General features: G+C 45.2%; 23 protein-coding genes and 2 riboswitches. Of the genes, 15 read left to right on the top strand and 8 right to left on the bottom strand.

The window, feature by feature from the left end; translation table 11 throughout:
- Nucleotides 1-36: 36 nt before the first annotated feature.
- The 3 genes from K7399_RS10365 to K7399_RS10355 form a co-directional block, all read right to left on the bottom strand.
- Nucleotides 37-801: an ABC transporter ATP-binding protein gene (locus K7399_RS10365; RefSeq protein ID WP_028975906.1), complete on the bottom strand. Its 765-nt coding sequence runs from the start codon at nt 799-801 to the stop codon at nt 37-39.
- A complete protein-coding gene (locus K7399_RS10360; protein WP_201770038.1) occupies nt 795-1787 on the bottom strand; it encodes an ABC transporter permease in 993 nt (330 codons plus the stop codon). The genes K7399_RS10365 and K7399_RS10360 overlap by 7 nt, the downstream gene beginning before the upstream one ends.
- Nucleotides 1788-1986: 199 nt before the next feature.
- Complete coding sequence (locus K7399_RS10355; RefSeq protein ID WP_028975904.1) at nt 1987-3024, bottom strand: ABC transporter substrate-binding protein; 1038 nt, start codon at nt 3022-3024, stop codon at nt 1987-1989.
- Between the two features lie 684 nt (nt 3025-3708).
- On the opposite strand from K7399_RS10355, the gene K7399_RS10350 reads away from it, so the two are divergent.
- The 9 genes from K7399_RS10350 (at nt 3709) to K7399_RS10315 (ending at nt 11712) form a co-directional block, all read left to right on the top strand.
- A complete protein-coding gene (locus K7399_RS10350) occupies nt 3709-4368 on the top strand; it encodes a hypothetical protein (protein WP_201770037.1) in 660 nt (219 codons plus the stop codon).
- A gap of 159 nt (nt 4369-4527) precedes the next feature.
- Nucleotides 4528-4626, top strand: a riboswitch (SAM riboswitch).
- 132 nt (nt 4627-4758) lie between these two features.
- Complete coding sequence (locus K7399_RS16180; RefSeq protein WP_263282744.1) at nt 4759-4890, top strand: hypothetical protein; 132 nt, start codon at nt 4759-4761, stop codon at nt 4888-4890.
- 52 nt (nt 4891-4942) lie between these two features.
- Nucleotides 4943-6100, top strand: a complete 1158-nt coding sequence (locus K7399_RS10345) for a trans-sulfuration enzyme family protein (RefSeq protein ID WP_028975903.1) — start codon at nt 4943-4945, stop codon at nt 6098-6100.
- Between the two features lie 7 nt (nt 6101-6107).
- The gene (locus K7399_RS10340; RefSeq protein WP_028975902.1) at nt 6108-6524 is read left to right on the top strand and encodes a GNAT family N-acetyltransferase; all 417 of its coding nucleotides are present in this window, start codon (nt 6108-6110) and stop codon (nt 6522-6524) included.
- Between the two features lie 11 nt (nt 6525-6535).
- On the top strand, nt 6536-7612 hold the full coding sequence (locus K7399_RS10335) for an Ldh family oxidoreductase (protein ID WP_028975901.1): 1077 nt from the start codon (nt 6536-6538) through the stop codon (nt 7610-7612).
- Nucleotides 7613-7650: 38 nt separating this feature from the next.
- The gene (locus K7399_RS10330) at nt 7651-8961 is read left to right on the top strand and encodes an O-acetylhomoserine aminocarboxypropyltransferase/cysteine synthase family protein (protein ID WP_028975900.1); all 1311 of its coding nucleotides are present in this window, start codon (nt 7651-7653) and stop codon (nt 8959-8961) included.
- Nucleotides 8962-8987: 26 nt separating this feature from the next.
- Nucleotides 8988-10094, top strand: coding sequence for an iron-containing alcohol dehydrogenase family protein (locus K7399_RS10325; RefSeq protein WP_028975899.1), 1107 nt, complete (start codon nt 8988-8990; stop codon nt 10092-10094).
- 18 nt (nt 10095-10112) lie between these two features.
- Complete coding sequence (locus K7399_RS10320) at nt 10113-11291, top strand: amidohydrolase (RefSeq protein WP_028975898.1); 1179 nt, start codon at nt 10113-10115, stop codon at nt 11289-11291.
- A gap of 66 nt (nt 11292-11357) precedes the next feature.
- A riboswitch (SAM riboswitch) is annotated at nt 11358-11465 on the top strand.
- Between the two features lie 88 nt (nt 11466-11553).
- A complete protein-coding gene (locus tag K7399_RS10315) occupies nt 11554-11712 on the top strand; it encodes a Fur-regulated basic protein FbpA (protein ID WP_081788005.1) in 159 nt (52 codons plus the stop codon).
- A gap of 39 nt (nt 11713-11751) precedes the next feature.
- On the opposite strand, the gene K7399_RS10310 is transcribed toward K7399_RS10315, so the two are convergent.
- The gene (locus K7399_RS10310) at nt 11752-14313 is read right to left on the bottom strand and encodes an EAL domain-containing protein (protein ID WP_051577783.1); all 2562 of its coding nucleotides are present in this window, start codon (nt 14311-14313) and stop codon (nt 11752-11754) included.
- A 341-nt stretch (nt 14314-14654) separates the two neighbouring features.
- Between K7399_RS10310 and K7399_RS10305 the strand changes: the two genes are divergently transcribed.
- A complete protein-coding gene (locus tag K7399_RS10305) occupies nt 14655-15068 on the top strand; it encodes a CBS domain-containing protein (RefSeq protein ID WP_028975897.1) in 414 nt (137 codons plus the stop codon).
- 82 nt (nt 15069-15150) lie between these two features.
- Here the strand turns inward: K7399_RS10305 and K7399_RS10300 are convergent, their stop codons facing one another.
- From K7399_RS10300 to K7399_RS10290, 3 genes are read right to left on the bottom strand one after another with little or no spacing between them, the layout of a single operon-like run.
- On the bottom strand, nt 15151-16068 hold the full coding sequence (locus K7399_RS10300) for a lysylphosphatidylglycerol synthase domain-containing protein (RefSeq protein ID WP_028975896.1): 918 nt from the start codon (nt 16066-16068) through the stop codon (nt 15151-15153).
- A 40-nt stretch (nt 16069-16108) separates the two neighbouring features.
- The gene (locus K7399_RS10295) at nt 16109-17245 is read right to left on the bottom strand and encodes an MGDG synthase family glycosyltransferase (RefSeq protein ID WP_028975895.1); all 1137 of its coding nucleotides are present in this window, start codon (nt 17243-17245) and stop codon (nt 16109-16111) included.
- 14 nt (nt 17246-17259) lie between these two features.
- Nucleotides 17260-17778, bottom strand: a complete 519-nt coding sequence (locus K7399_RS10290; protein ID WP_037562745.1) for a glycosyl-4,4'-diaponeurosporenoate acyltransferase CrtO family protein — start codon at nt 17776-17778, stop codon at nt 17260-17262.
- A 450-nt stretch (nt 17779-18228) separates the two neighbouring features.
- Between K7399_RS10290 and K7399_RS10285 the strand changes: the two genes are divergently transcribed.
- On the top strand, nt 18229-18387 hold the full coding sequence (locus tag K7399_RS10285) for an NUDIX hydrolase (protein ID WP_160168686.1): 159 nt from the start codon (nt 18229-18231) through the stop codon (nt 18385-18387).
- Nucleotides 18388-18486: 99 nt separating this feature from the next.
- Here K7399_RS10285 and K7399_RS10280 read toward each other — a convergent pair whose 3' ends face one another.
- Entirely contained in the window at nt 18487-19425 is a 939-nt protein-coding gene (locus tag K7399_RS10280) for an aldo/keto reductase (protein ID WP_028975893.1), read from the bottom strand.
- A gap of 223 nt (nt 19426-19648) precedes the next feature.
- Between K7399_RS10280 and K7399_RS10275 the strand changes: the two genes are divergently transcribed.
- The 4 genes from K7399_RS10275 to K7399_RS10260 all read left to right on the top strand — a co-directional run bounded on the left by K7399_RS10275 (nt 19649) and on the right by K7399_RS10260 (nt 22012).
- Nucleotides 19649-20113: an ASCH domain-containing protein gene (locus K7399_RS10275; protein ID WP_010024934.1), complete on the top strand. Its 465-nt coding sequence runs from the start codon at nt 19649-19651 to the stop codon at nt 20111-20113.
- Between the two features lie 55 nt (nt 20114-20168).
- Complete coding sequence (locus tag K7399_RS10270) at nt 20169-20681, top strand: GNAT family N-acetyltransferase (protein WP_028975892.1); 513 nt, start codon at nt 20169-20171, stop codon at nt 20679-20681.
- A gap of 315 nt (nt 20682-20996) precedes the next feature.
- Nucleotides 20997-21449: an HIT family protein gene (locus tag K7399_RS10265; protein WP_128166984.1), complete on the top strand. Its 453-nt coding sequence runs from the start codon at nt 20997-20999 to the stop codon at nt 21447-21449.
- Between the two features lie 182 nt (nt 21450-21631).
- Nucleotides 21632-22012, top strand: coding sequence for a VOC family protein (locus tag K7399_RS10260; protein ID WP_206612213.1), 381 nt, complete (start codon nt 21632-21634; stop codon nt 22010-22012).
- Nucleotides 22013-22216: the final 204 nt, after the last annotated feature.

Below are 22216 nucleotides of genomic sequence, written 5' to 3'. Positions count from 1 at the left end.
TTTTTCTAATTGCTTTTTTTGCATGGCCTAGTAGCATTATGCCGTAAAATTGAGAATGTCTAGGATCTCTTCTTTTTTCTTGATGAATGCCGTGCTGTCCCGGCGTCGTGGACGTGGCAACGTTACATCAACGATTTTTTTCAGAATGGCTGGACGCGGCGTCATCGTGAAGACGCGATCGGCTAAGTAGACGGCTTCTTCAACATCATGCGTGACCATGACCATTGTGATGTTTGTCCGTTCCCGGATTTTGAGCAGTTCATCATGCATTTTCATCCGAGTAAACGCATCAAGTGCACCAAACGGCTCATCAAACAGCAAAACCTTCGGATAATTAATCAGCGTGCGTGCTAAGGCAACGCGCTGCTGCATACCGCCGGAGAGTTCGTAAGGGTAATTTTTTTCAAATCCCTTTAAACCGACTAATTCGATGAATTCGTGGATGGATTGACGTTTCTCGCGATACTCACCAGCTAATCTTGGGCCAAAGCCGACGTTTTGTTCGATCGTCAGCCATGGATACAAGGTTGGATCTTGAAAAACTAAGCCACGTTCGCGGCTTGGTCGTTCAACAAGATTACCATCAACCAATATCTTGCCTTGGGAAGGCTGATCCAGCCCCGCTAATAACCGTAACAGTGTTGATTTGCCGCAACCGGAAGGCCCGATCAGTGCGATAAATTCACCCGGTTCAACCTCTGCATTCACATGATGCAACGCTTCAACCGGCGAACCGGTCTCTGTACGCGGTGGAAAGACTTTTCGAAGATTGTTGAATGTGATTTGTCCTGTAGCTACCATTTAATAATCCCCTTCTGCCATCTTAAAACATAGTCGCGTATTTTAAAGAGAATCGCAATCATTAATGAGAAGCTGACTGCGATCACAACCAATCCGGCATAAACATTTGCATAAGACATAATTTCTCGCTGCCAGTTAATGTACCAGCCAATACCGTAGCGAACGCCGATCATCTCGGCGGACATTAAAGTAAGAAAAGCCCCGCATGTTCCGTTGAAAATCCCGACAAAAATATTTGGCAGCGCGCCGGGGACTGCGACGTGAAAAATCTTTTGGAAATCGGTTGCACCCAGTGTATCGGCGACCTCAAAAAATGTTTTTTTGACGTTCACAACACCGGATTGCGCTAATACCGCAATTGGGAACCAAGAGGCTAATGCGATTAAGAAAACTGCTGCTTGATAACTGGTCGCAAAAGCGGATAGAGCAACCGGAATGAACGCGGTGGATGGAATGGGTCCGACTGATTTTACAATTGGTTCCAGCCAATAATTCCACGATGAATACCAGCCAATTAATATTCCGGTCGCAAGTCCGGTGATGATGCCGATGCCTAATCCGTAAGCAAGCAATTGAGCAGAATGGAACAGACATTTTAGTAGAAAGCCTGAATCGCCAATGAGTACATCAATAATTTTTTCCGGCGCGGGAAAGAAAACAGGCTTCAACAATGTAAATTTAAGCGTGACCAGATTATACAAACCAAGGGCTAGGAATGCGGCGCCAATAAAGTAACTTTTAAAAACAAATCGCTTTAATCCACCGAAAAACGTATAGTAGATGGCGAGTATGGTTGTAATCGCAAGCGCAATGACTAATAACCCCGTGTACCAAGGCAGTGCTTTAGTGAACAAAGTGTCACTTTTAGGAATCACGATTTGAGCAATAAGCGTGATTGCAATGGCAATGCTTGCAAAGTACGCACGACCGATGTGGCGATCTTTTATTCGGGTTATTTTTTTGACGTAAATCGTATCCTTTTCCAAAAAAACTCCCCCTTTGTTTCAAGTACAGAAAGCATAGGGTTTTACCCCGTCTTCAAATGGATAGACCCGTGTCTTGGCCAAGCATCAGATGCCTGCCTGTCTGAGGAGGCTCGCGGTACGCCCGCGGCAAGCGAGCCGCTGAAGTGCCCGTCAGGCAAAAGATCGATGGCAAGGGACCTAGTTTTTCTCACAAATAGATTTAGTGTACACCTTTAATTTTCAAGAATGAGTGATCGGTAAGTGCTTGGGTATCAACATCTTTAGAGATGATGCCAATGTCCTGCAAACTATCGGCAGTTTGTTTGAATGCCTTCTTTGCACCGTCATAGGAGGGTTCCCATTGGTACGTTTCCAAAGCGGACAGATTCGTTTTTTCTTCACCGGCAATATATTTTTTCTCTGTTTGAATATGGACCGAATTCGATTGATTCTTTGCGATCCATTGTGCTGCTTCTTGTAACGCTAAAGTGAATTTACGTGCGATTTCCGGATGTTCTTTGGCAAGCTTGTTAGAAACGTAAGCAACGCAGCAATATTCATCCTTGAATGGTTCTGTGGTTGCAGAACTAGCCAGAGATTTGAAACCATAGTTTTTGATCGCAATTTGTGTATCCGGATCGCCGACGGCAATGGCATCGACCTGTCCTTTATTGAGGACGATTGGCAAGCTGGCAGAATCATAAGCGATAAACTGAACATCTGAGTTTTTCGTTTCAACATGCAATCCGTTGTAGGAAAGCACCCGTTTTGCAAAGGTAGCAGCACTGCCTGCCACGGTTCCGACACCAATTTTTTTACCTTTAAGATCCTTCACGGACTTAATCTTAGAATTCTTTCCCACTAAGATTTGCAGGCAGCCGGTATGCAGTCCAGTGGTGATTTTTAATTCGGCTCCATTTGTCAACGGTTGTACGATACTGGCGAGCAGCGAGTTCGTCGCATCGACTTTTCCTGCAGTCAGTGCTTCTGTACCGGATAGATCGCCAATTTTGACATTTTTATACTTGATGCCGTATTTCTTAAAGATCCCTTTTTCAATGGCGATTTGCTGTGGTGCTTCGCATAAGCCGGATGAATCTGCCAGTTTCAAAACATAATTGTCATCTTTTTTCGTAGCCGCACTTTTCTTATTTGTGATATGGCTAACCGAAAATACAGCGGCAATCAGCACAATAACGGCCACGCCAACGTAAAGCAGCCACTTTGTCAAGCGATTCGTTTTACTTTTCTTTGTCATGTTTTGTTTAGCCTCCCCTTAAAAAAATCACAGGTTGTGTCAAATTGCAGTGCAGCAGCTAAAGGAAATGCGGAGGAGTGTTTTTATAAAACTAAACATCCCTATATACTTGGAATTTACTTAAAAAGACGCTAATCATGTTGGAAACGAGGGGGCTGCCAACATGGTCGGACTTGCTGAGCGGATGTGGCGTTAATGAAGGCAATCAATAGTCTGCACTGCAACTGCGAACACGTTCTTCCGTTCCAATAGCTTCCCCATTCATGTAACATGCGCATAATCCATTCATTTTTTATTTGTAGTATACCAACCTCTTTTCTTGGAATAAAGGATAAAAAAATAGATAAGCAGTGATCAATTCGCAATGGACGTTGAAAGCGAACAGCAAGCAAGTCATCCTCCGACTTTTCCATCCGGCAACATGAGTGAAGTGCATTGACTCATTCTTTTCAACGTGTTGATGAGCATCCGATGATGATCGTGCTTAGTTGACGCCTAATTTAAACCATTAAAATTCACTTGTCAACCCCCACAAAAAATGAATTATCCTCCAGTCTCGTGGAAAAATGCTTGGCAACCGCCGAAAACTATGTTTTTATTTGGGTAATTGCAAAATTCCGGTTGCCCGTTGATCGCACCGGTATTTTATGCGATGACTCTGAATGCGAGGTGAACCTTATGCGTATGAAGCGACCACTTTATTATCAACTGTCGGAGTATGACTGCGGCATGGTGACGCTCCTGAATGCCATAAGCTATCTTTTTTCTCGGGAAGCGGTTCCGCCTGATGTCATTAAAGCCATTACAACGTATTCGCTTGATGCTTACAATACGGATGGCGAAGTGGGCAAACATGGAACGTCAAAGGCGGCAATGCGGTTTATTGCGGACTGGTTGAATCGTAACGGACCGATTAAGGGGCTGCCCATTTACGGTAACTATTATGTCGGTTCGCATGTACGTGTGAAAAAAGACAGTCCACTCATTGATGCGGTGCAGCAGGGTGGCGCAGTTATTTTAAGATTAAATTATGGTGGGGAACATTATGTGCTGGCAACGAAGGCAGATACGCAGCAAGACTATTTGTATCTGTTTGATCCTTATCTGGATGAAGCCTTAAAGGATACGAAGGGGATTGTCTTCGTAGACGACGCCCCCTTTGCCTATAATCGCAAGGTCCCTTTTAACTTTTTTGAAGCAAATGACGCGCATCATGTCTATGCCCTCGGTCCAGTGGAGAAACGGGAGGCGATTGTTTATTTTAACCGTGAACAGGGTTCAATCGCTCCGGTTTCATTCAACGATCGGCAAAACGTATCGAAGAAAGATGGCTGCGTCTGGTGAATGGTGTGACGCGGATAGAGAATCTGAAAAAAAACATTGACACATCATCGATTTTGAATTATATTACCCAGTAAACAGATGCGAATTATTTGCACGTGCTTTTTTGATATATGCATCGCAAAAGTCTGTTGCCTTTCCATTGAAAAGTGAATAGCAAACTTCTTATCAAGAGTGGCGGAGGGACTGGCCCAATGAAACCCGACAACCAGCACATGGTGTATGGTGTTAATTCCAGCAGTTTAGACTGAGAGATAAGAGAACCCAGGCAACGAATGTTTTCTTATCTTTCACTAAGGAAACATTTTTTTATTGCCTTTTAGGCGGTTCATCGTTGATTGGTTCATGCAGAAATCCACAGGCTCAAATCCGTGCTAGAGGAGGAATGTGATCATGGGTAGCGTGAGAAAGCAGTTCTTTTTTTTGATTCAGTCACTCATTTGGGATCCGGTTTATCTGCCATGGGAGTCCGAAGCGTTCTGCGGCGCCGTTGCAAGCAAGGATGAATGCCGAAAAAAGGTCTGATCATTTTATGATGTAGACGGCGCAAGATAATGCATCAAGGAGGAAGAGCAGGATGAAAATAGATTCATTGATTGTAAAGGGGATTGACGCCAAAGACAATCCAGACCACGCGGTTGTACCGCCAATCTATCTCGCAACCACTTATGTACAGGAGGATCTGCATAACTTTCAGTCCTATGCCTATGCCAGAGGCGGGAATCCGACACGGAATAATCTTGAACACTTGTTTTCAAAAATAGAACAAGCGGATTATGCCTATGCGTTTGCATCGGGCATGGCGGCCGTGTCGGCTGTGTTCAGTCTGCTTCATTCCGGTGACAAGGTGTTGCTGAACAATAATGTCTATGGTGGAACCTATCGCTATGCGAGCAACCTTTTCAAGGATCGGGGGATTAATTATGAACTGGTTCATGATTTTAACGATCTTACGGCAGCGGATTTGGATGATGATGTGGCAGCGCTCTATGTTGAGACACCGTCAAATCCATTGCTTCGCGTTGCAGATATTCAGCGTCTCGCAGCAGTCGCGCATCAGAAAGGCAAACTGCTTATTGTCGATAATACATTTCTAACCGCTTATTATCAGAATCCACTTGCTTTGGGCGCAGACGTCGTGCTCTATTCAGCCACAAAATACTTGAGTGGTCATGCGGACGTGCTTGCCGGACTGGTTGCGACTAATCAGGAATCCATTGCCGTGAAGCTGAAATTTTTACAAAATACGCTCGGCGGAATTCTGAGTCCGACCGATTCCTATGCGCTGATTCGCGGAATCAAGACGTTAAGCGTTCGTCTCGATCGTCAGGAAGAGAACACCGATCGGATCATCAAGTTTTTCAGCACTCATCCAGGTATTGAACACTTGTATTATCCAGGATCCTTTTCGCGTGAAGAAAAGGCCATTCAGGAGCGGCAAGCTTCGGGGCACGGATCGGTGATTTCCATTCGTCTTACTCCCGGGTATGATCAGGATCGGTTTGTTGACGCTTTATCGTTATTTGATCTAGCTGTCAGTTTAGGCGGTGTAGAGAGTTTGATTTGCCAGCCGGCGACGATGACGCATGAATCCTTTGATGCGGCTCTTCAGCAAAAAATAGGCATCACAAAGGGATTGCTTCGCCTAGCGATCGGCATTGAAAATGGCGAAGACCTGCTTGAGGATCTGACTCAGGCACTGGATAAAGCCAAGCAAAAAAAACATTTGGAGTGAGACATGGATGGAAATTCGCAAAATGATCCCTGACGATTATGAAAGGGCTTATGATCTATGGACGCGGGTTCAAGGGATGAACTTGGCGTCTCTGGACAACAGCTACGCAGGAATTGCCCGGATGATTCAAAGAAATCCGGAGACCTGTTTTGTTGCCGCCGATCACGACCGGATTATTGGTACGATTCTTGGCGGTACCGATGGAAGAAAAGGTTTTATCTACCACACGGCAGTTGATCCTAAAGAACAAGGTCAAGGCATCGGTACGGCCTTGATTGACCGAGTCTGTGCACAGTTTAAACGAGATGAGATTACAAAAATAGGTTTGTTTGTCGTCATTAATAATGAGGAGGGAAAACAATTTTGGAGACAAAAAGGTTGGAACTTCAGAGACGATATTGTATATCTTGATCGGGATCTGTGAGGGAACTGAAGATGAGTAAACGGTACGATTATCGCGGGATCCAGCAATGGGTAAAACGCATTTTTGAAGCTTATCAGTTTTCAGAACAAAGCAGCGCGGCCATTGCCCAATCCATCGTAGCAACTGATCTGTTCGGCATTGAATCACACGGCGTGCAGCGTCTGGCCATGTACGATCGGAAAATCCGTGCCGGTGACATCCGTGTCGGTGCAGTTGCGGAGGTTATTCGTGAATCACCGGTCAGCGCGGTGATTGATGGGCATGAGGGAATGGGGCAGCTTGTTGCCATTAAGGCCATGGAGCTGGCGATTAAGAAAGCGGAGCAGCGCGGCATCGGCATTGTCTCCGTTCGCCATTCCAATCATTATGGCATGGCCGGTTACTATGCCAAGCTGGCCAGTAAGAAAAAGATGTTCGGTATCTCGGCAACCAATTCGAATCCTTTTTTAATTCCGACCTATGCCATGCGTCCATTTCTCGGCAGTAATCCCATTGCTTTTGCACTGCCGGCTGCGCCGCATGATTTTCTTTATGATGCGGCGACAACGGTCGTATCGCTCGGAAAAATCGAGATTTACGCCAAACAGAAAAAAAGCATTCCTGGAGCATGGGCGGTCGACAACAAGAACCGAATCAGCCGCGATGCGCGTACGTTGCAGCGAAACTTATCGCATGTTCCTAAAATCGGCGGCATGCTTCCTGTGGGTGGGCAAGGAGAAGAAAACGGCGGGTACAAAGGCTTTGGTAATGCTTTGCTCGTAGAAATTTTGACGTCCATTCTTTCACAAGGCAATCTTTCCGCCGATCTCGGCGACGGAAGGACGAAAGGGATCAGCCATTTTTTTGCCGCAATTAATCTTCACTTGTTCGGGGATGCCAACAAGATTACAGACGCTTTATCGCAAATGCTTGAACGCATACGCAGACTGCCCCCTGAGCCGGGAAAGAAAATCTACATACATGGTGACAAAGAGGCTGACGCACTTGAAGATCGTGTGAAAAATGGTATTCCAATTGATCTTAAAACGCTCAATGAAATGACGGCTCTCTCAGATCGGTTGCATATTCCCTATCAGCAATACCTTTGAGCATGTGCAGGTGTTGAATTAGAAATGGAGGAAGATCAATGATGGAAGAATCAAGGCATCGTTTTGACACATTAAAAATACATGCAGGCTATGACCGCACGCAGCATAACAATGCATCGCAAGTTCCGATTTATCAAACGGTCGCCTTCGGATTTGGTGACACAGAACGTGCAGAACAGCTAGTTAATCTTAAAGAAAAAGGCTTCAGTTATTCGCGAATCGGTAATCCAACGACTGCTGTGTTGGAAAAAAGAATTGCCGAATTGGATGGTGGAAAAGAAGCGGTGGCAGTTGCATCAGGAATGGCTGCCGTTTCTTATGCGTTGCTTAATTTGGCTGAAGGCGGCGGCAGAATCATTACCGCTGCGAATATCTACGGATCGAGCTTTGACGAATTTCGCACGCTATTTCCTAAATTCGGCATTCAGTTTGACTTTATCGATGACATCAACGATTTGGCACAAGTAGAAGCGGCAATCAAAGCAGATACCAAGGCGATTTTTGCAGAAAGTGTCACAAATCCTGATACAATGGTAACAAACGTTAAAGCACTTGCGGAACGGGCACATCAGCATGGACTTCCGCTGGTCATCGACAATACTTTTCCGACCCCTTATCTATTTAACCCAATTCGTCACGGTGCCGATCTTGTCGTCTATTCTTCAACAAAAGGAATCAGCGGGCATGGTGAGGTGGTTTCGGGACTCATTGTTGATGCAGAGCAGTTTGATTACGGCAATGGGCGTTTCAAACAATTTGAAGAGAAGGATTATGTCCTGGGAGATGAAGAGGAACAGGTTGAACGAAGTTTTGTCGAAACATTCGGAGCGAAAGCATTCACAGCACGAATTCGTGTGAAGTACCTTCGGCTGCTTGGGGCAGCCTTGAGTCCGTTTGATGCCTACCTTGTGCTTTTAGGTATTGAAACGTTGTCGGAACGTCTCGCAAAACAAGTTGCCAGTACGGAGAAAATTGCTCGGCACCTGTCTAATCATCCACACGTGAAAGCGGTGCATTACTCAGGATTGCCGAATCATCCGCAGCATGAACTTGTTGCCCGTGATTTTCCCCGAGGCGTCGGTGCGATTTTCGCATTTGAAGTTGATGGCAGCGAAACCGAAGCAAAGAAAATTTTAAATGCGGTCAAGATCTTTAGTTATTTGCCCAATGTCGGCGACGCACGCTCGTTGATTGTGAATCCAGGCCGAACCACTCACCGTGAAATTCCCATAGCTGCTCGAGAAAAAAGCGGCCTGACTAACACATGGATTCGTCTGTCAATTGGTCTAGAAGATGCAGACGATCTCATTGCTGATCTGGATCAAGCATTGGCCAAAGCGTTTGACTAAGTCATCATTGAAGGAGAGAAAAATCCATGGATTTAGGTAAGATTGTCCGAGGCGGTCCGAGTCAATATCTCTGTTCAGAGGATGCGATCTGTCATCTCGATGAATTGACGGTTCCGTTTGCATCCGTTCATATTATTACAGGAAAAAAGTCGTTTACTGCTTTTCAAACGGTTTATCAGAAAGAGATTAAGTGGCCGGTCCATCATTACGATGGCACATCAAGCCATGAAGATATGGATCGGCTGACTCGTGAAATCGGGCAGGCAGATCTGATCATCGCAATCGGCGGTGGTCGCGTTCTAGATACTGCAAAAGGCGTCAATCACCGGCTGCGCGCGCAGTACATCTGCATTCCGACCGTTCTGGGTACGTGTTCCGCCTATACACCACTGGCCATCATCTACAATCAAAAGCATGAGCATGTCGGCCGCGATCATTTTCAAGAAACCGCCTATGCCGTGCTCGTCGATTTATCCTTACTCATTGATTCACCAAAGGATTATTATATTGCCGGGATTGGCGATACATTAGCCAAGTGGTATGAAGCAGAGGCGATTCGGAAAGATGAGAGTCAGCAAAACGATCCCTTTGTTTCACTTGGACTAAGTGCAGCTCTGCAGACAAAAAAGTTGCTGCTTCAGTATTCCGAAGAAGCGGTAACAAGCATGGAACGCCACCAAATCAGTCCGGCCTTCCGAATTATCTCTGATGTTATTGTCGGAATTTCCGGAACGGTCGGCAGTTTCGCCCGCGATTATGGGCGCGCTTCCGGTGCCCATGCGATTCATAATGCGATGATCAAGATCCAAGGCATGAGCCGCTACCAGCATGGCATCAAGGTCGCATATGGGTTGCTTGTCCTGCTTGCCACATTGGGACAGCATGCGGAAGTGCGCAAGCTGCTGCCTTTTTATAGGCGAGTTGGTCTCATTGACGCATTGGAGCAGTTCAGACTGAAGAATGTCAATGAGGCGAAGCAAATTCTGGCCAAAGAATGCGTGGAGACGGAGATTGGTTTCCGTTTTGTCTTCAAAACATTTGATGAAGCGTTTATTCTGAATGCATTAAATCAGGTGGAGACGCTTGCAAACGAAAGCAGCGATGCAACGCTTACGCCGCAGTCTCGATCATAAGGCAGATGAATAGAAAAGATGAGCCAAATTTTAGATGAAGAAACAACATATCTCACGCTTTTTAAAACATTGCATCAGCACCCGGAACGATCGCTGCACGAGCATGAAACAACCAATCTGATTAAAAAAAGGCTTCAGGACCTTTCCATTTCGCTAAGGGAGAGCCATCTTGAAACGGGAGTTTTCGCCGATATCTCAGGTGATCCGGACGGTCCGGCTATCGGACTTCGCGCGGATATTGATGCCTTGCCGATCCTTGAACAAACCGATCTGCCTTATAAGTCGCAAAATGACGGTGTCATGCATGCCTGTGGCCATGATTTTCATACAACCGCTTTGCTTTGGGCTGCCGATCTGTTAAAGCAAAATCAGCCGAAACTCCCGGGTACGGTTCGGTTGATTTTCCAGCCTGCTGAAGAAGCGGGACACGGAGGGCTTAAGGTGGTTAATGACGGTCAGCTCAAAGGACTTCGTGCGGTGATCGGCGTGCATAATAAACCGGATCTGCCGGTAGGAACGATTGGCATCAAATCCGGTCCGTTAATGGCTGCTTGCGATAAGTTTAAAGTTACATTTCATGGCATTGGCGGACATGCAGCGATTCCTGAACGCACGCGAGATGCGATCGTTGCTGCCTCATCGTTCATTCAAACGGTGCAATCGATTGTCAGCCGCAACATCACCCCGAAGCATGAAGCAGTGGTGAGTGTCACAAGTATTCACGGCGGCGATGTCTGGAATGTGCTGCCTGAAGCAGTTGAACTGTTGGGTACGGTACGCACTTTTTATGATGAGGACCGCGTGTTAATCATTGACCGATTTGAAGCAATTGCTGCTGGACTTCAACATGCGTACAATGTGCAGGTTCAGGTTGAGTGGGGGCAAGGCACGCCTTCAGTATTTAATAATGAAACAATAGCGAAGATCATTTACGATGCAAACAAAGCGGAGACTAACGTGGTTACCCCAGACTTATCGGTGGCCGGCGATGACTTCTCATGTTTCCAGCGTGAAGTTCCGGGCGTATTTGCCTTTATTGGGTCGAATGGACCGGAGGACTGGCATCATCCTGCGTTCCGTGTTGATCCTGCCGGAATTCAAACAGCAGCCACCTTCTACTACCGATCGGCTATCGCTGTTCTGCAAGCATTAAAAGATGAAGAAAGACCCGAACCGTCGCTGCCTGATGAACGTTAGCAAAGCATGCACATTGTAAACGACAGATCTGTGATCACCACCAAAAGAATAGCCATGATTCAGTCATGCTTATCCAGAGAGGCGGAGGGATTGGCCCTGCGAAGCCTCAGCAACCGACCCACACGTGGCACGGTGCTAATTCCACAAGCAGAATACGTTGCTTGAAGATAAGTCGAGGACACGATCGAATAAAAACCTGCTTCCTCCTCTTAGACGTGAAGGGAAAGCAGGTTTTAATTTTTTGTAAGGAGTGGTCAGCATCATGAATAGTGCGCTTCGAAAGACCGTTGAAAACAGGCGTGAACAATTAATTGAACGGTTGATTGCCCATCATGTCTACAAGAAAAATGGAAAGCATCTCTTTGAATTATCCTTATCAGAACTCGAACATGAATATAAACAGGTGCAGAAGCGCGCTTAAATTCATGGATTCACGCACCATGGCATGGTCGGCTTTTTCTTACCGTGAATCCTTTACGTTTGAGAAAAAGTCGAACTTGTCCGTCGTTACGAAATCAGGATTGGGAGTAGGCGAAGCGGTTTTGAGCATATGTGCCAAACGATTGAGCTGCTGCGAGAGGAGTGTCCGCTCCTTCTCACTCATGTTAAATACGAACCCGTACTGGAAAATCTCTGTTTTGAGTTCCTTCGCCCAAACGACTGAACCATAGAATGTAGCTGCCTTCCCAAGAATCGTTGTTTCTATTTTTAAGATCATTGAGGAATCAATCCCGAACCGTAAATCCGATAAGAAGCGCAATCCGCCCAGCCCGATATTTTCAATTAAAATACGCGATTGCCCGAGACGAACCGTTTGACCATGGAAATGATCTAATGTGACGGACGCTTTTAACGGCGATTTAAGGGCGACTCTAAAGAACTTACGCCTATTTTTATGAGGCTTTCTTTGAGCATGTCGGCTTATGTCGGCGGAACGGCCACGTTGTTTGCGCACAAATTTGGCAAACTGGTCGGCCGGTATGGGTCTAGAAAATAAATAACCTTGTACGACATCACATTTGATTTCTTTCAGCAACTGCAGCTGTTCTTGCGTTTCGACTCCTTCTGCGACTACGCGCATGTTCAAATGGTGAGCGAGATCGATGATTGATTGCGTAATAAACCGAGAGCTGTTATCGCCAGTTGCATTCAAGTCATCAATAAACGATTTATCAATTTTCAGCGTATCGATCTTGCCTTTGAATCGTTTCAGATAAGAAAGCGATGAGTAGCCGGTGCCGAAGTCGTCAAGATGAATGCCAATTCCGTTTGCTCTGAGGCCATCTAAAATCGAAAGAACCGTTGCTTCATTTTCAAGAAGCGAGGTCTCCACAATCTCAACTTCCAAATTGTGCGGGTCCAGTTTTGTTTGATTTAAAATTTCCAGAATACGTGTAACGAGGTCGTTTTCTAGAAAACGATACGCCGTTAAATTGACGGAAATTGGGAGTTCGGGTAGTCCAGCTTCCTGCCAAGCCTTATTTTGGCGACATGCCGTCTCCTCGATCCAGCGGTCGATTTGACGCATAACGCCGATTTCTTCTGCAAGCGGGATGAATTCCGTTGGTGATACAAGCCCCCATTTTGGGTGATTCCAGCGGATCAGTGCCTCAGCGCCCACAATTTGATTGGTAAAGAGATCGACCTTGGGCTGATAATATAAGTCGAATTGATGCAAATCGAGTGAATTTCTCAAGTCTGACTCTAAGGTGAACCGCTTGTAGCCAGTGATATCCATCGTGGATGTGAAGATCCGGTAACGGTTATGTTTGTCTTTCTGTGCCCAATGAAGTGCAGCGTCGGCATGTTTCATTAAAGTTGTGCCATCATCGCCATCATCAGGAAAGATACTGATCCCAAGATTGAGTGAAACCGGGATCCGGTAATCGTTAATGAGGAACGGTTCGTCAAATGCGCTGACCATGGTTTCTGCGAGATTGACGACCGTTGGATAGAAGACATTTGGACAGAGAATGAGAAACTCATCGGCACTGATTCGGGCGATAAAATGACGCACATCAAGTAAAGCTCTCAGTTTTTTCGCAAACTGTTTTAGCAATTCATCACCGGTCGGATGGCCTAATGTATCATTGATGTATTTAAAACGCTCCAGATCCAAATACATTACAGCCAGATTCTGGTGCAGCGAGTTGCTGACAATCAATTCCTGTTCCAGTTTTTTGCGGAAAAATCTGCTGTTAGGCAGATCGGTTAATTCGTCATGATTAATCAGGTATTTGGTTAACGCTTCTGCTTCTTTGCGTTTGGTTACGTCTTGAATACTGCCGATAAACGTTGCTTTGTCGCGATAGATAATTTTCTTAATCGAGCAATCAAAGTGATGCATCTCACCATCTCTGATCTTTCGAAATGAAAAATCGATGCCTTTCTCTCCAGCGACTAATTGATCGGTAATGGATCGAACGTTCGATTGATCATCCGGATGCAGCACATCAAGAATGCATGCATCTCCTGCGAGCTCTGGTTCAAGAAATGCATAGAGTTGCGGATTCCCATAAATGAGTTTTTTTCCTTGAAAAATAAAGATCGCAAAAGAAGCACTGTCTGTGATGCTTTTGAAGAGTATTTCCGATTCGATAAGCGATTGCTTCAAACGATTGGTTTGCGTCACATCGGTTGCAACCGCAAACATGCCAATCACTTTATTCTCAGACGTAGTCGGGAGCATCGTTAAATGGACATCGAAACGCCTGCCGTTCTTGTGCACGAAAACGGAATTTAGGTACTGCTTCTCACCAAGCAGCACCCTCTGATAAGCAGTGGTGAATGAGGGAATTTGTTCATCTGCCAGAAACTGATCCATTTTCTTTAAGATGATCTCATTGACCGGATAGCCAATAAACTTAGAAAAGCGTTTGTTTGGTAAAGCGATGACTCCATTCACATCCATATAGAAAATGAGATCAGGGCTGTTGTCAAATAATGAACGATAAAATAAATCAGGATACTGGGCGGTATCCCCATTCTGATGATCTGCACACTGCTTTTGATCGTTATGCATGGTCGCGGGCCTCCGTAATTCGCATGAATGTCACTCGGTTTCATGATTCATTATTTTTTTTTGTGATATAAAGATAATAGTATAAATGGCTTATTTTGACTATCGAAGAATGTTGAAATAGAAATTTTTTATCAGTAAAAGCAGTGCCGTGATGAACCACTGGTGCTGCACAGGTAACAAGCGCGTCTTTTTCTATAGAAGAATCACGTGCGGATGATCCCTATTGATCCGGCGAATACGGAACAAATTGCCTCCCCTTTCGATACGATAGCCACAATGTATACGGTTTCATCGAATGGTTAGGTGGACGATGAAACAAAGTGATGGAGAGTGAGTCGAGCATGAACGCTGCATTTCTGATTACTCCGAAAAACGAAGTGGAATTTGTTTATGAGGATTGGACCATCAGGCAGGCACTTGAAAAGATGGAGCATTATCGTTATACCGCAATTCCGGTGCTAAATCGAAGTGGGAGGTATGTGGGGACCCTAACCGAAGGCGACATGCTTTGGAACTTGAAGAACCATGCATCGCTCGATTTTAAAGATACAGAACATCTGCCATTGAGTCATGTGCCGCGCCATCGGGATAGTTCGGCGATGTCGATTAATGTCGCCATTGAAGATATGATCGAAACGTCGTTGACACAAAATTTTGTTCCAATCGTGGACGACAGCGGCGTCTTTATCGGCATTATTCGACGAAAGGAGATCATCAGCTATTTGTTAGCGCAACAAACAAAAGTCCGATGCTGATCAGGAAGGGACAATCAAAGGCAATGAAAGCTGCAACCAATGATCATTGGTTGTTCCTACAGGAAGATGTGCACTGCAAGGGTTATAACTTCTGATGCAGTGCCCTTTTGACTGTTTTTCCATAGTTTCCGCGTAGCGCCAGAATAAAAAGGACAAGACCCAATGGAAGCAATGCCGCGTATTGGATGACGTGGAGCAAGAGGCCGGCCGACAATGCGGCATTCTGCTGTATGCCTAGTCCGGCGAGAGCAACGATGACACCGTATTCGAAAAGACCGACGGCACCGGGCGAGGCGGGGATAAAACCGACGAAATTCGTTGTAGCAAAAACCGCCAGCGATAAGCGAAGCGATTGGTGCCAGCTATAACCGAATGCGGCCAGTCCCGCCCAGGTGGCCACAAGCAGGAGAACATAGGAGAAAAGCACCCAAAGCATCATGTTCAACATGCTGATGGTCAGATAACGACGAATGAAGCGGCGCAGCCGCGGCACAAAACAGAAACCGGCGAGAAGCAACACGATCAGCGCGATACAGGCAAAGAAAAGCATCCAGAGTAGGTGAACAATCACCGGGTCGGTAAATCTGGAAAATGGAACCGCAAGCAGTGAGATCAGGATAATCGCAATCGAATCCGCAACCGCTGGGATCATGACGAGTTTTGTTCGCCGCAGCGCGCTGTAGCCATCCGGGAAGAACGCGAAACGTAAACCATCCCCAATATGGAGCGGAAGGATCATGTTTGCCGCATGTCCGATGCCGACGATCTGCAGGGCGGTCAGCCGATCAATCGCCGAATCGATGCCCAATGTATAGCCAAGTCCGCGAACATAGTTTGAATAGAGGGTGAGCACAACGGAAACGAAGACCAGAAATCCATTAATGTTCGCATGGAACAGCGGACTAAGGTCTAAACGACCAAGTGTTTTGAATGAATAATAGATCACAAGCATTGTAATGATAATACCGACTATAAGTTTGAGTTTTGTTTTTTTGGTCATATACCTGCACCCTGGAATCGGTTTTGAACGGCGCAATCGATTAAGCGATCGGCCGATCTTGGGACGAGTTTTTCGCTTTGGCGATCTGAATGATCCGCTCAGTGATCACGCGAGCAGACTCAGGCTTCCTGAAATGGTACTGGTTCTCAGCGATTTGCCGCAACTTTTCACCGCTATGCGCCGATAATTCTGCGATCATCTCTGGCAAATCCTGCACATCTCTGCAATAAAGTCCTAATTTATGAGTGACAACAAACTGGGGATTCTTCGCCTCTTGTCCGCGCAGCGCACCGGTTACGATGACGGGTTTGCAAAGGTTGACTGCTTCCATTAAGACATTAGGACTTGCCCGCATGATCAGAAGATCCGCCTCCATCATCCGCGCCTTCACTTCCGAAGTAAACCCGTAAATGGTCACTTGATTGCCAATGTAGGGAGCTAGGGTTTGTTCGAGTGTTTTCTTTAAAACTGTATTGTGTCCGGCAATAATGGTTAGGCGGATCATTTTATTGTGAACCAATGTTCGAGCGATTTTCAGCACCTGAGCCGATCCCTGACTCCCGCTCATTAATAAAATTGAAATGAAATGCTTGTTTGCAAGGCAAAGTTCGGGACGTTGTAATGTGCAGAACGCGCTGCGTACCGGGAAGCCGGTCTTCACTAATTGCTCCGGTGCCATGCCGGCCTTCAGCATCTGCCGCCGCGTCTCTTCAGACGGACAGATCACATTGGCTGCCCGTTTGTCCGCCCACAAGTTTGTGACATTGTCTAAATCTGCAATCAACGAAACGACCGGGATATCCAGATGTGCTTGGTTTAAGACGCTGATCACCGAACCAACAAAGAGGTTATGCACGGACACAATGACGTCCGGACGAAAGGCGCGAACCTTTTTTAACAGCGGTTTCCGAATGCTGTGCGCAATAAATGTATTAATGAAACCCTTAAATGGATTACTCAACTGATAGAAGAGTCCCCATAATAAGGGACGTTTTACCGCAAACGAGTCATAATTGCGGCTTGATGAACGAAGAAGCCGATTGCCGAGTTCAAATCCATCAATCACTATGTAATGACTATCCGGTGAAAGAAGCGTTAGCTGCTCGCTCAAGGCCTCGGTAATGCTTTTATGCCCGCAGCCTGTATGTTCCGAAGAAAGAAACAGGATTCTAGCCACAGAATAATTCCCCTTTAGATGTCTTTATGAAGTAGTTCTAGCTCTTTGATACTATTTTCGCTAAGTCCATTCCTTTTATTGACCAAAATGTTTAAAATTCTAGGCCGGTTATAGCGTTGGATGATGATGTAGGGAAGATTGCATAGAACCGCAATGAAAAACATCAGTGCGGACATGCCCGTATGCGTCCATTGCATATACAGAAGCATACTGATAATGATGCACCAATGGACAAGCTCGGCACGACAAGTCTCTTGGGCAAAGCGATATAAATAATCAGAACCGGAATGCTCCATTTGCTTTTTGGAAAAAAGGAAGGACAGAAAATCGCTGAGCTCCGGCAAGAGGCTCTTCCATCTTCTCACGCCAAACCATTGCTGATAGAAAGCGCCGTCTTTTTCCCAGCGTCTTGTTCGGAACAGCCAACCATCGATATGAAAGATGGTTGGCGGAAGCTTGATCGAAATCAGCGTATTCATTAACGAGAGGATTATAAAAATAAATAAATTATTAATCAGTACAAGTAATCTCACAATTGTCCATCTCTTTTCTAGGCCGAGGAACCTCCGTACATAATCTATGCAAAAATGACCGCTTGATGAAAATCAGCGGATAAATAATCAAAGGGACACTTATTATAACTATAGATTAAAAGATCGGCAGAATCAATATAAGCGGTTTGGGACAAGGGACAGGCAGAAGAGCATCGTCACCATTGCTCGGGAAATTAAACTTTTGAAAGTGACTGATAAAATGTAAAAATGGTCGATAAACTTTTGAAAGTGACTGATAAAAATGCAAAAGTGGTCGATAAACTTTTGAAAGTGACTGATAAAAGCACAAAAGTGGTCGATAGCCATAGCTGTCTTGTATTTTTCTGTCCACGCGAAAAAAACTATTGAGGTGGTAAAAACCACTGACATCTTCAGTACTTGGGACAACTTGGGCCATTCAGCATTCATTCAGGACCACAGTATGATAAAATGTTTGCAACTGGCGACCAAGTTTCACTTGTTCTCATTTCGTTTACCTGTCACGACTTTGAAGGTGAGCTAAGTGAATCCAATGAAGAATCGATGAATAATCAATTTTTTGCATTGGATGATATACCTAATCATCTGTTTGTCGATCATCAAATGTGATCAATACGCCTTTATCAAAACGCTCGAGTCCGAGTATTGACTAAGTGGCAGGTCAGCAAAACAAAAAAAGCGCCGTACAGCGCTTCTTTTTGATCGTGTTCATCGGTTTGTGAAGGTTCGGTCGATGAGATCATACTCTTCTTTTGAGAGCTTTACATCAAGCGCGTGGACAATGCCTGGAATTTGACCGGCATTACGCGCACCTGGAATCACTGCAGTCAGATCGGGATTTGCCAAGTACCATGCCAGTACGACTTGAAGGACGTCAACATGATGATTCTGTGCAATTGAGCGAATGGCGTCTAAGTTCTGGATTGTTTTTTGGAACGCTTCGCCATTGAACTTCGCATCTTTACTGCGCGGATCGCTTTCTGCAAAGGTCGTATCCTTGTTAAACTTGCCTGTGAGCAATCCGGATTCAAGCGGGAAGTACGGAACAAAAGAAATACCCGCATCACGCAAGTAAGGAAATAGTTTCTCTTCCTCATCACGGTGAATCAAGCTGTAGTAATTTTCAATGACATCAACATAGCCATCCTGATTGGCTTCCTGTGTCTGTTCAAATGAAAAGTTGGAAATCCCGATGGCACGAATTTTACCCGCTTCTCGTAATTCTTGAAGTGCGCCGACTGCTTCACTTTTTGGCGTCTCTTTGTCAGGGAAGTGTATATAAAAAATATCGATATAATCGGTCTTCAGTCGTTTCAGTGCGTCATCCACCGATTGTTTCAGAAACTGGGGATTATTATTCAGCACCATCTCACCGCTTGAGAAGTCATGGGCGGCTTTATCGGCAATGATCACTTGCTCTCTTGGAAAATTAGCAATGACTTCACCAATCAGTTCTTCAGAGCGTCCTTTTCCATAGATAAAAGCTGTATCAAGCAATTGAATCCCCGATTTAAGCGCAGCATGAACGGTTTCCAGACCATCCGATTCTGATAAATTGGAAAACAAGTTATGACCTCCGACCTTGTTTGTACCCAGACCAAGAGGAACCGTTTCAACCTGACTTTTTCCAATTTTCACTTTGCTCATCAAGATACCTCCTTTTATTATAGGAAAGCTAACGTTGTCACTAATGTATCATAACGCTTGATCAAAATCCGTTTTCATGCTCAATGATCGATACGTTAACCGCCCCCAACATCTATTGGTCGCGCTCCTCCTTGGATTTTTATTTGCCGTCATTGTACAATCAATTTAATAGGTGGCAGCGGATATTAAATTCAGAAATCAAGTCGATAAAAGGAGTACGTCAATGGCAAACGATGAAGCGATTATAAAGTTCTGGAACGAGTATAAAACAAAGCAAGGCCTAACGCATGACAACTACCAGGCTTGGGCGTTCGGCAATACCCCTGAAATGGCTGATGATTTGGCAGAGTTGGTTGTTCGGGGAATCAAAACGGCGACAACCTCCGCCTATGAACTCTATGAAAAAGAGGAACCGCTTCCGCAAGTCGGAGAGTACAACATTATTCTTAATGGTAATGGTGAGCCGGAAGCGATTACCAAGACCGTTGTCACGGAAATTGTTCCCTATAACTTGGTCACATGGGAACACGCTTATCACGAAGGCGAAGGAGACCGTTCCCTTACTTATTGGCGACGCGTCCACGAGGCCTTTTTTAAGCAGGAATATGCAGAAGCAGGGCGGTCATTTCACAACGAGATTCCGTGCTTTTGCGAAGTTTTTGAGGTGGTTTATCGCAAGCAAGTTTGAGCGATTTGCGGCTAACCGCAGATTCTGCATCAAAGTCTACCATTGAGGTGATCGTATGGTTCAATTAGTAGAGCTGACTCCGGAACTAGAAGATGCGTTTAACGACTATTTGTCGGGATGGGTAGCTTCCGGGGAAGAAATCATTCCGAGTGCTTCCGCGAAAGGAGCGATCAGCTACCAACAATTTTTAGCGGAGCTTGAGGAAGGAAAAACCGCTGCGGTGCGCAAGCGTGGCTGGGTTCCGGCAACCTTGTATTTTTTAGCGGACGCGAACGGACGTCTGTACGGGGCGGTGCATTTGCGCCATGAATTGAACGAAGCTTTACTCGATCTTGGCGGTCACATTGGGTATGGTGTTCGGCCTTCGGAACGTTGCAAGGGCTTTGCGACTAAGATGCTGGCGCTTGCACTCGATAAGGCGCGGGCGCTTCATCTGAAACGCGTGCTCCTCACATGTGACAAGAACAATAGAGGTTCCGCAAAAACAATCATTCATAATGGCGGTATTCTTGAAAATGAGCTGCGGCATGGGGACCGAATCACGCAGCGGTACTGGATTGAGCTATAGAGCGCACTCCTTCCCGTTTTTTGGAAAACGAAAAAGACAGGTTCCCCTGTCACTGATCCTTTTTATCTAGCTTTTGGGCAATCGCTTTGAGCACATCGTTTCATTCTTTATGTATTTTTAAAAATTGAAGCATGTATCAGATGATGAAGACAGGAATTGCGATGTAAATCAAAATAAAAATGGGTAAGACAGCTGTTGCGGTTTGCATCATGTGAATTCTCTTTTTTCCTCATTATAGCAAAAGGGATACGTTATTCGATCCTTTTTGACCGGAATATCGTGGTGCAACAAGAAAAAAAGGAGGTGTTACGCATCATGAACTGGAAGGAAAACAGAATCGAATCAGCGAAAAACGGAACCAATCCGATGGTTCTTGCAGAATTGAAAAGCGGCTACGCGGTAATTGGTGATACACAATTTTTGCCGGGCTATTGCGTTCTGCTTCCGAAAAGAGAAGTGTTTAGCCTTAATGACTTAGCCGTTCCGGAACGTTCACAGTTTTTAACTGATATGAGTTTAATTGGTGACGCAATCCTCAAGGTTTGTCACCCGCTCCGCGTTAATTACGACCTATTGGGCAATGCTGATGCGTTCTTACACGCACACATTTTTCCCCGCTACGAGTGGGAAAGCGAAGAACGACGAAAAAAGCCGGTGTGGCTCTATGATTCGTCGAACTGGTTTGATGATGACAAGCAATTTAGTGAAGAAAAGCATGGAAAAATGAAAAAAGAACTCGCTAGTTATCTGTCTGATCGTACGTTTTAACAGGGATGAACAACGATAAACATTAATGCTAAGCACTAATGATGCGACATTCCATACCTTGATTTTATTTTTGACAAATATCGTAACCTTGGTATAAATTGTTAAAAGAAAGGAACGTATGTTCTATAATGGAGATAAGAAAACATACGTTTTATAATAGAGATAAGAAAAAGAGATCGAGGGTGGATGATAAGCAAATGATTAATCATATTAATGTGATCGTTAGTGATTTGAAACGCAGTACTGATTTTTATGAAAGTGTTCTTACGGTGCTAGGTTATCGCAAGAAATTAGTTAGCGAGCAAACGGTGAGTTTCAGTGATGGCCTTTCAAGTGACCCAGGCGGGGATTTGTGGCTGTCCGTTGGGAAACCTGTATCTGGCCATTTTGCATTTCAGGCCGATACCCATAAGGAAGTCCATGATTTCTTTGAACGAGGGATAAATTATGGTGGAAAAAGTAATGGTGCGCCTGGATACCGAGTGCATTATCACCCTCAATACTATGCCGCCTATCTCTTAGATCCTGATGGCTATAACATTGAAGCAGTCTGCCACAAGTAAGCATTTGCGGCAGAAAAGAATGATGGAGCAGGTTATTAATGTTTTTTGCTGATTGAATGATGACCATGCTTTTAATTGGATGGGAGAATCCTTGATGTGGTTTCTCTCTTTTTGATTGACGTAAAATACAGCGTTCAGACCAGGTTTTTGTAAACGTTGAGTTGTTCGTGTCCTTCTCTTCACAAAAGTCAGATTGACTAATCT

Source organism: Sporolactobacillus terrae, from assembly GCF_019930545.1.
Classification (GTDB): Bacteria; Bacillota; Bacilli; order Bacillales; family Sporolactobacillaceae; genus Sporolactobacillus; species Sporolactobacillus terrae.
Note: the sequence above shows the minus strand (reverse complement) of the source record. Positions and strands in the feature narration are given on the sequence as shown.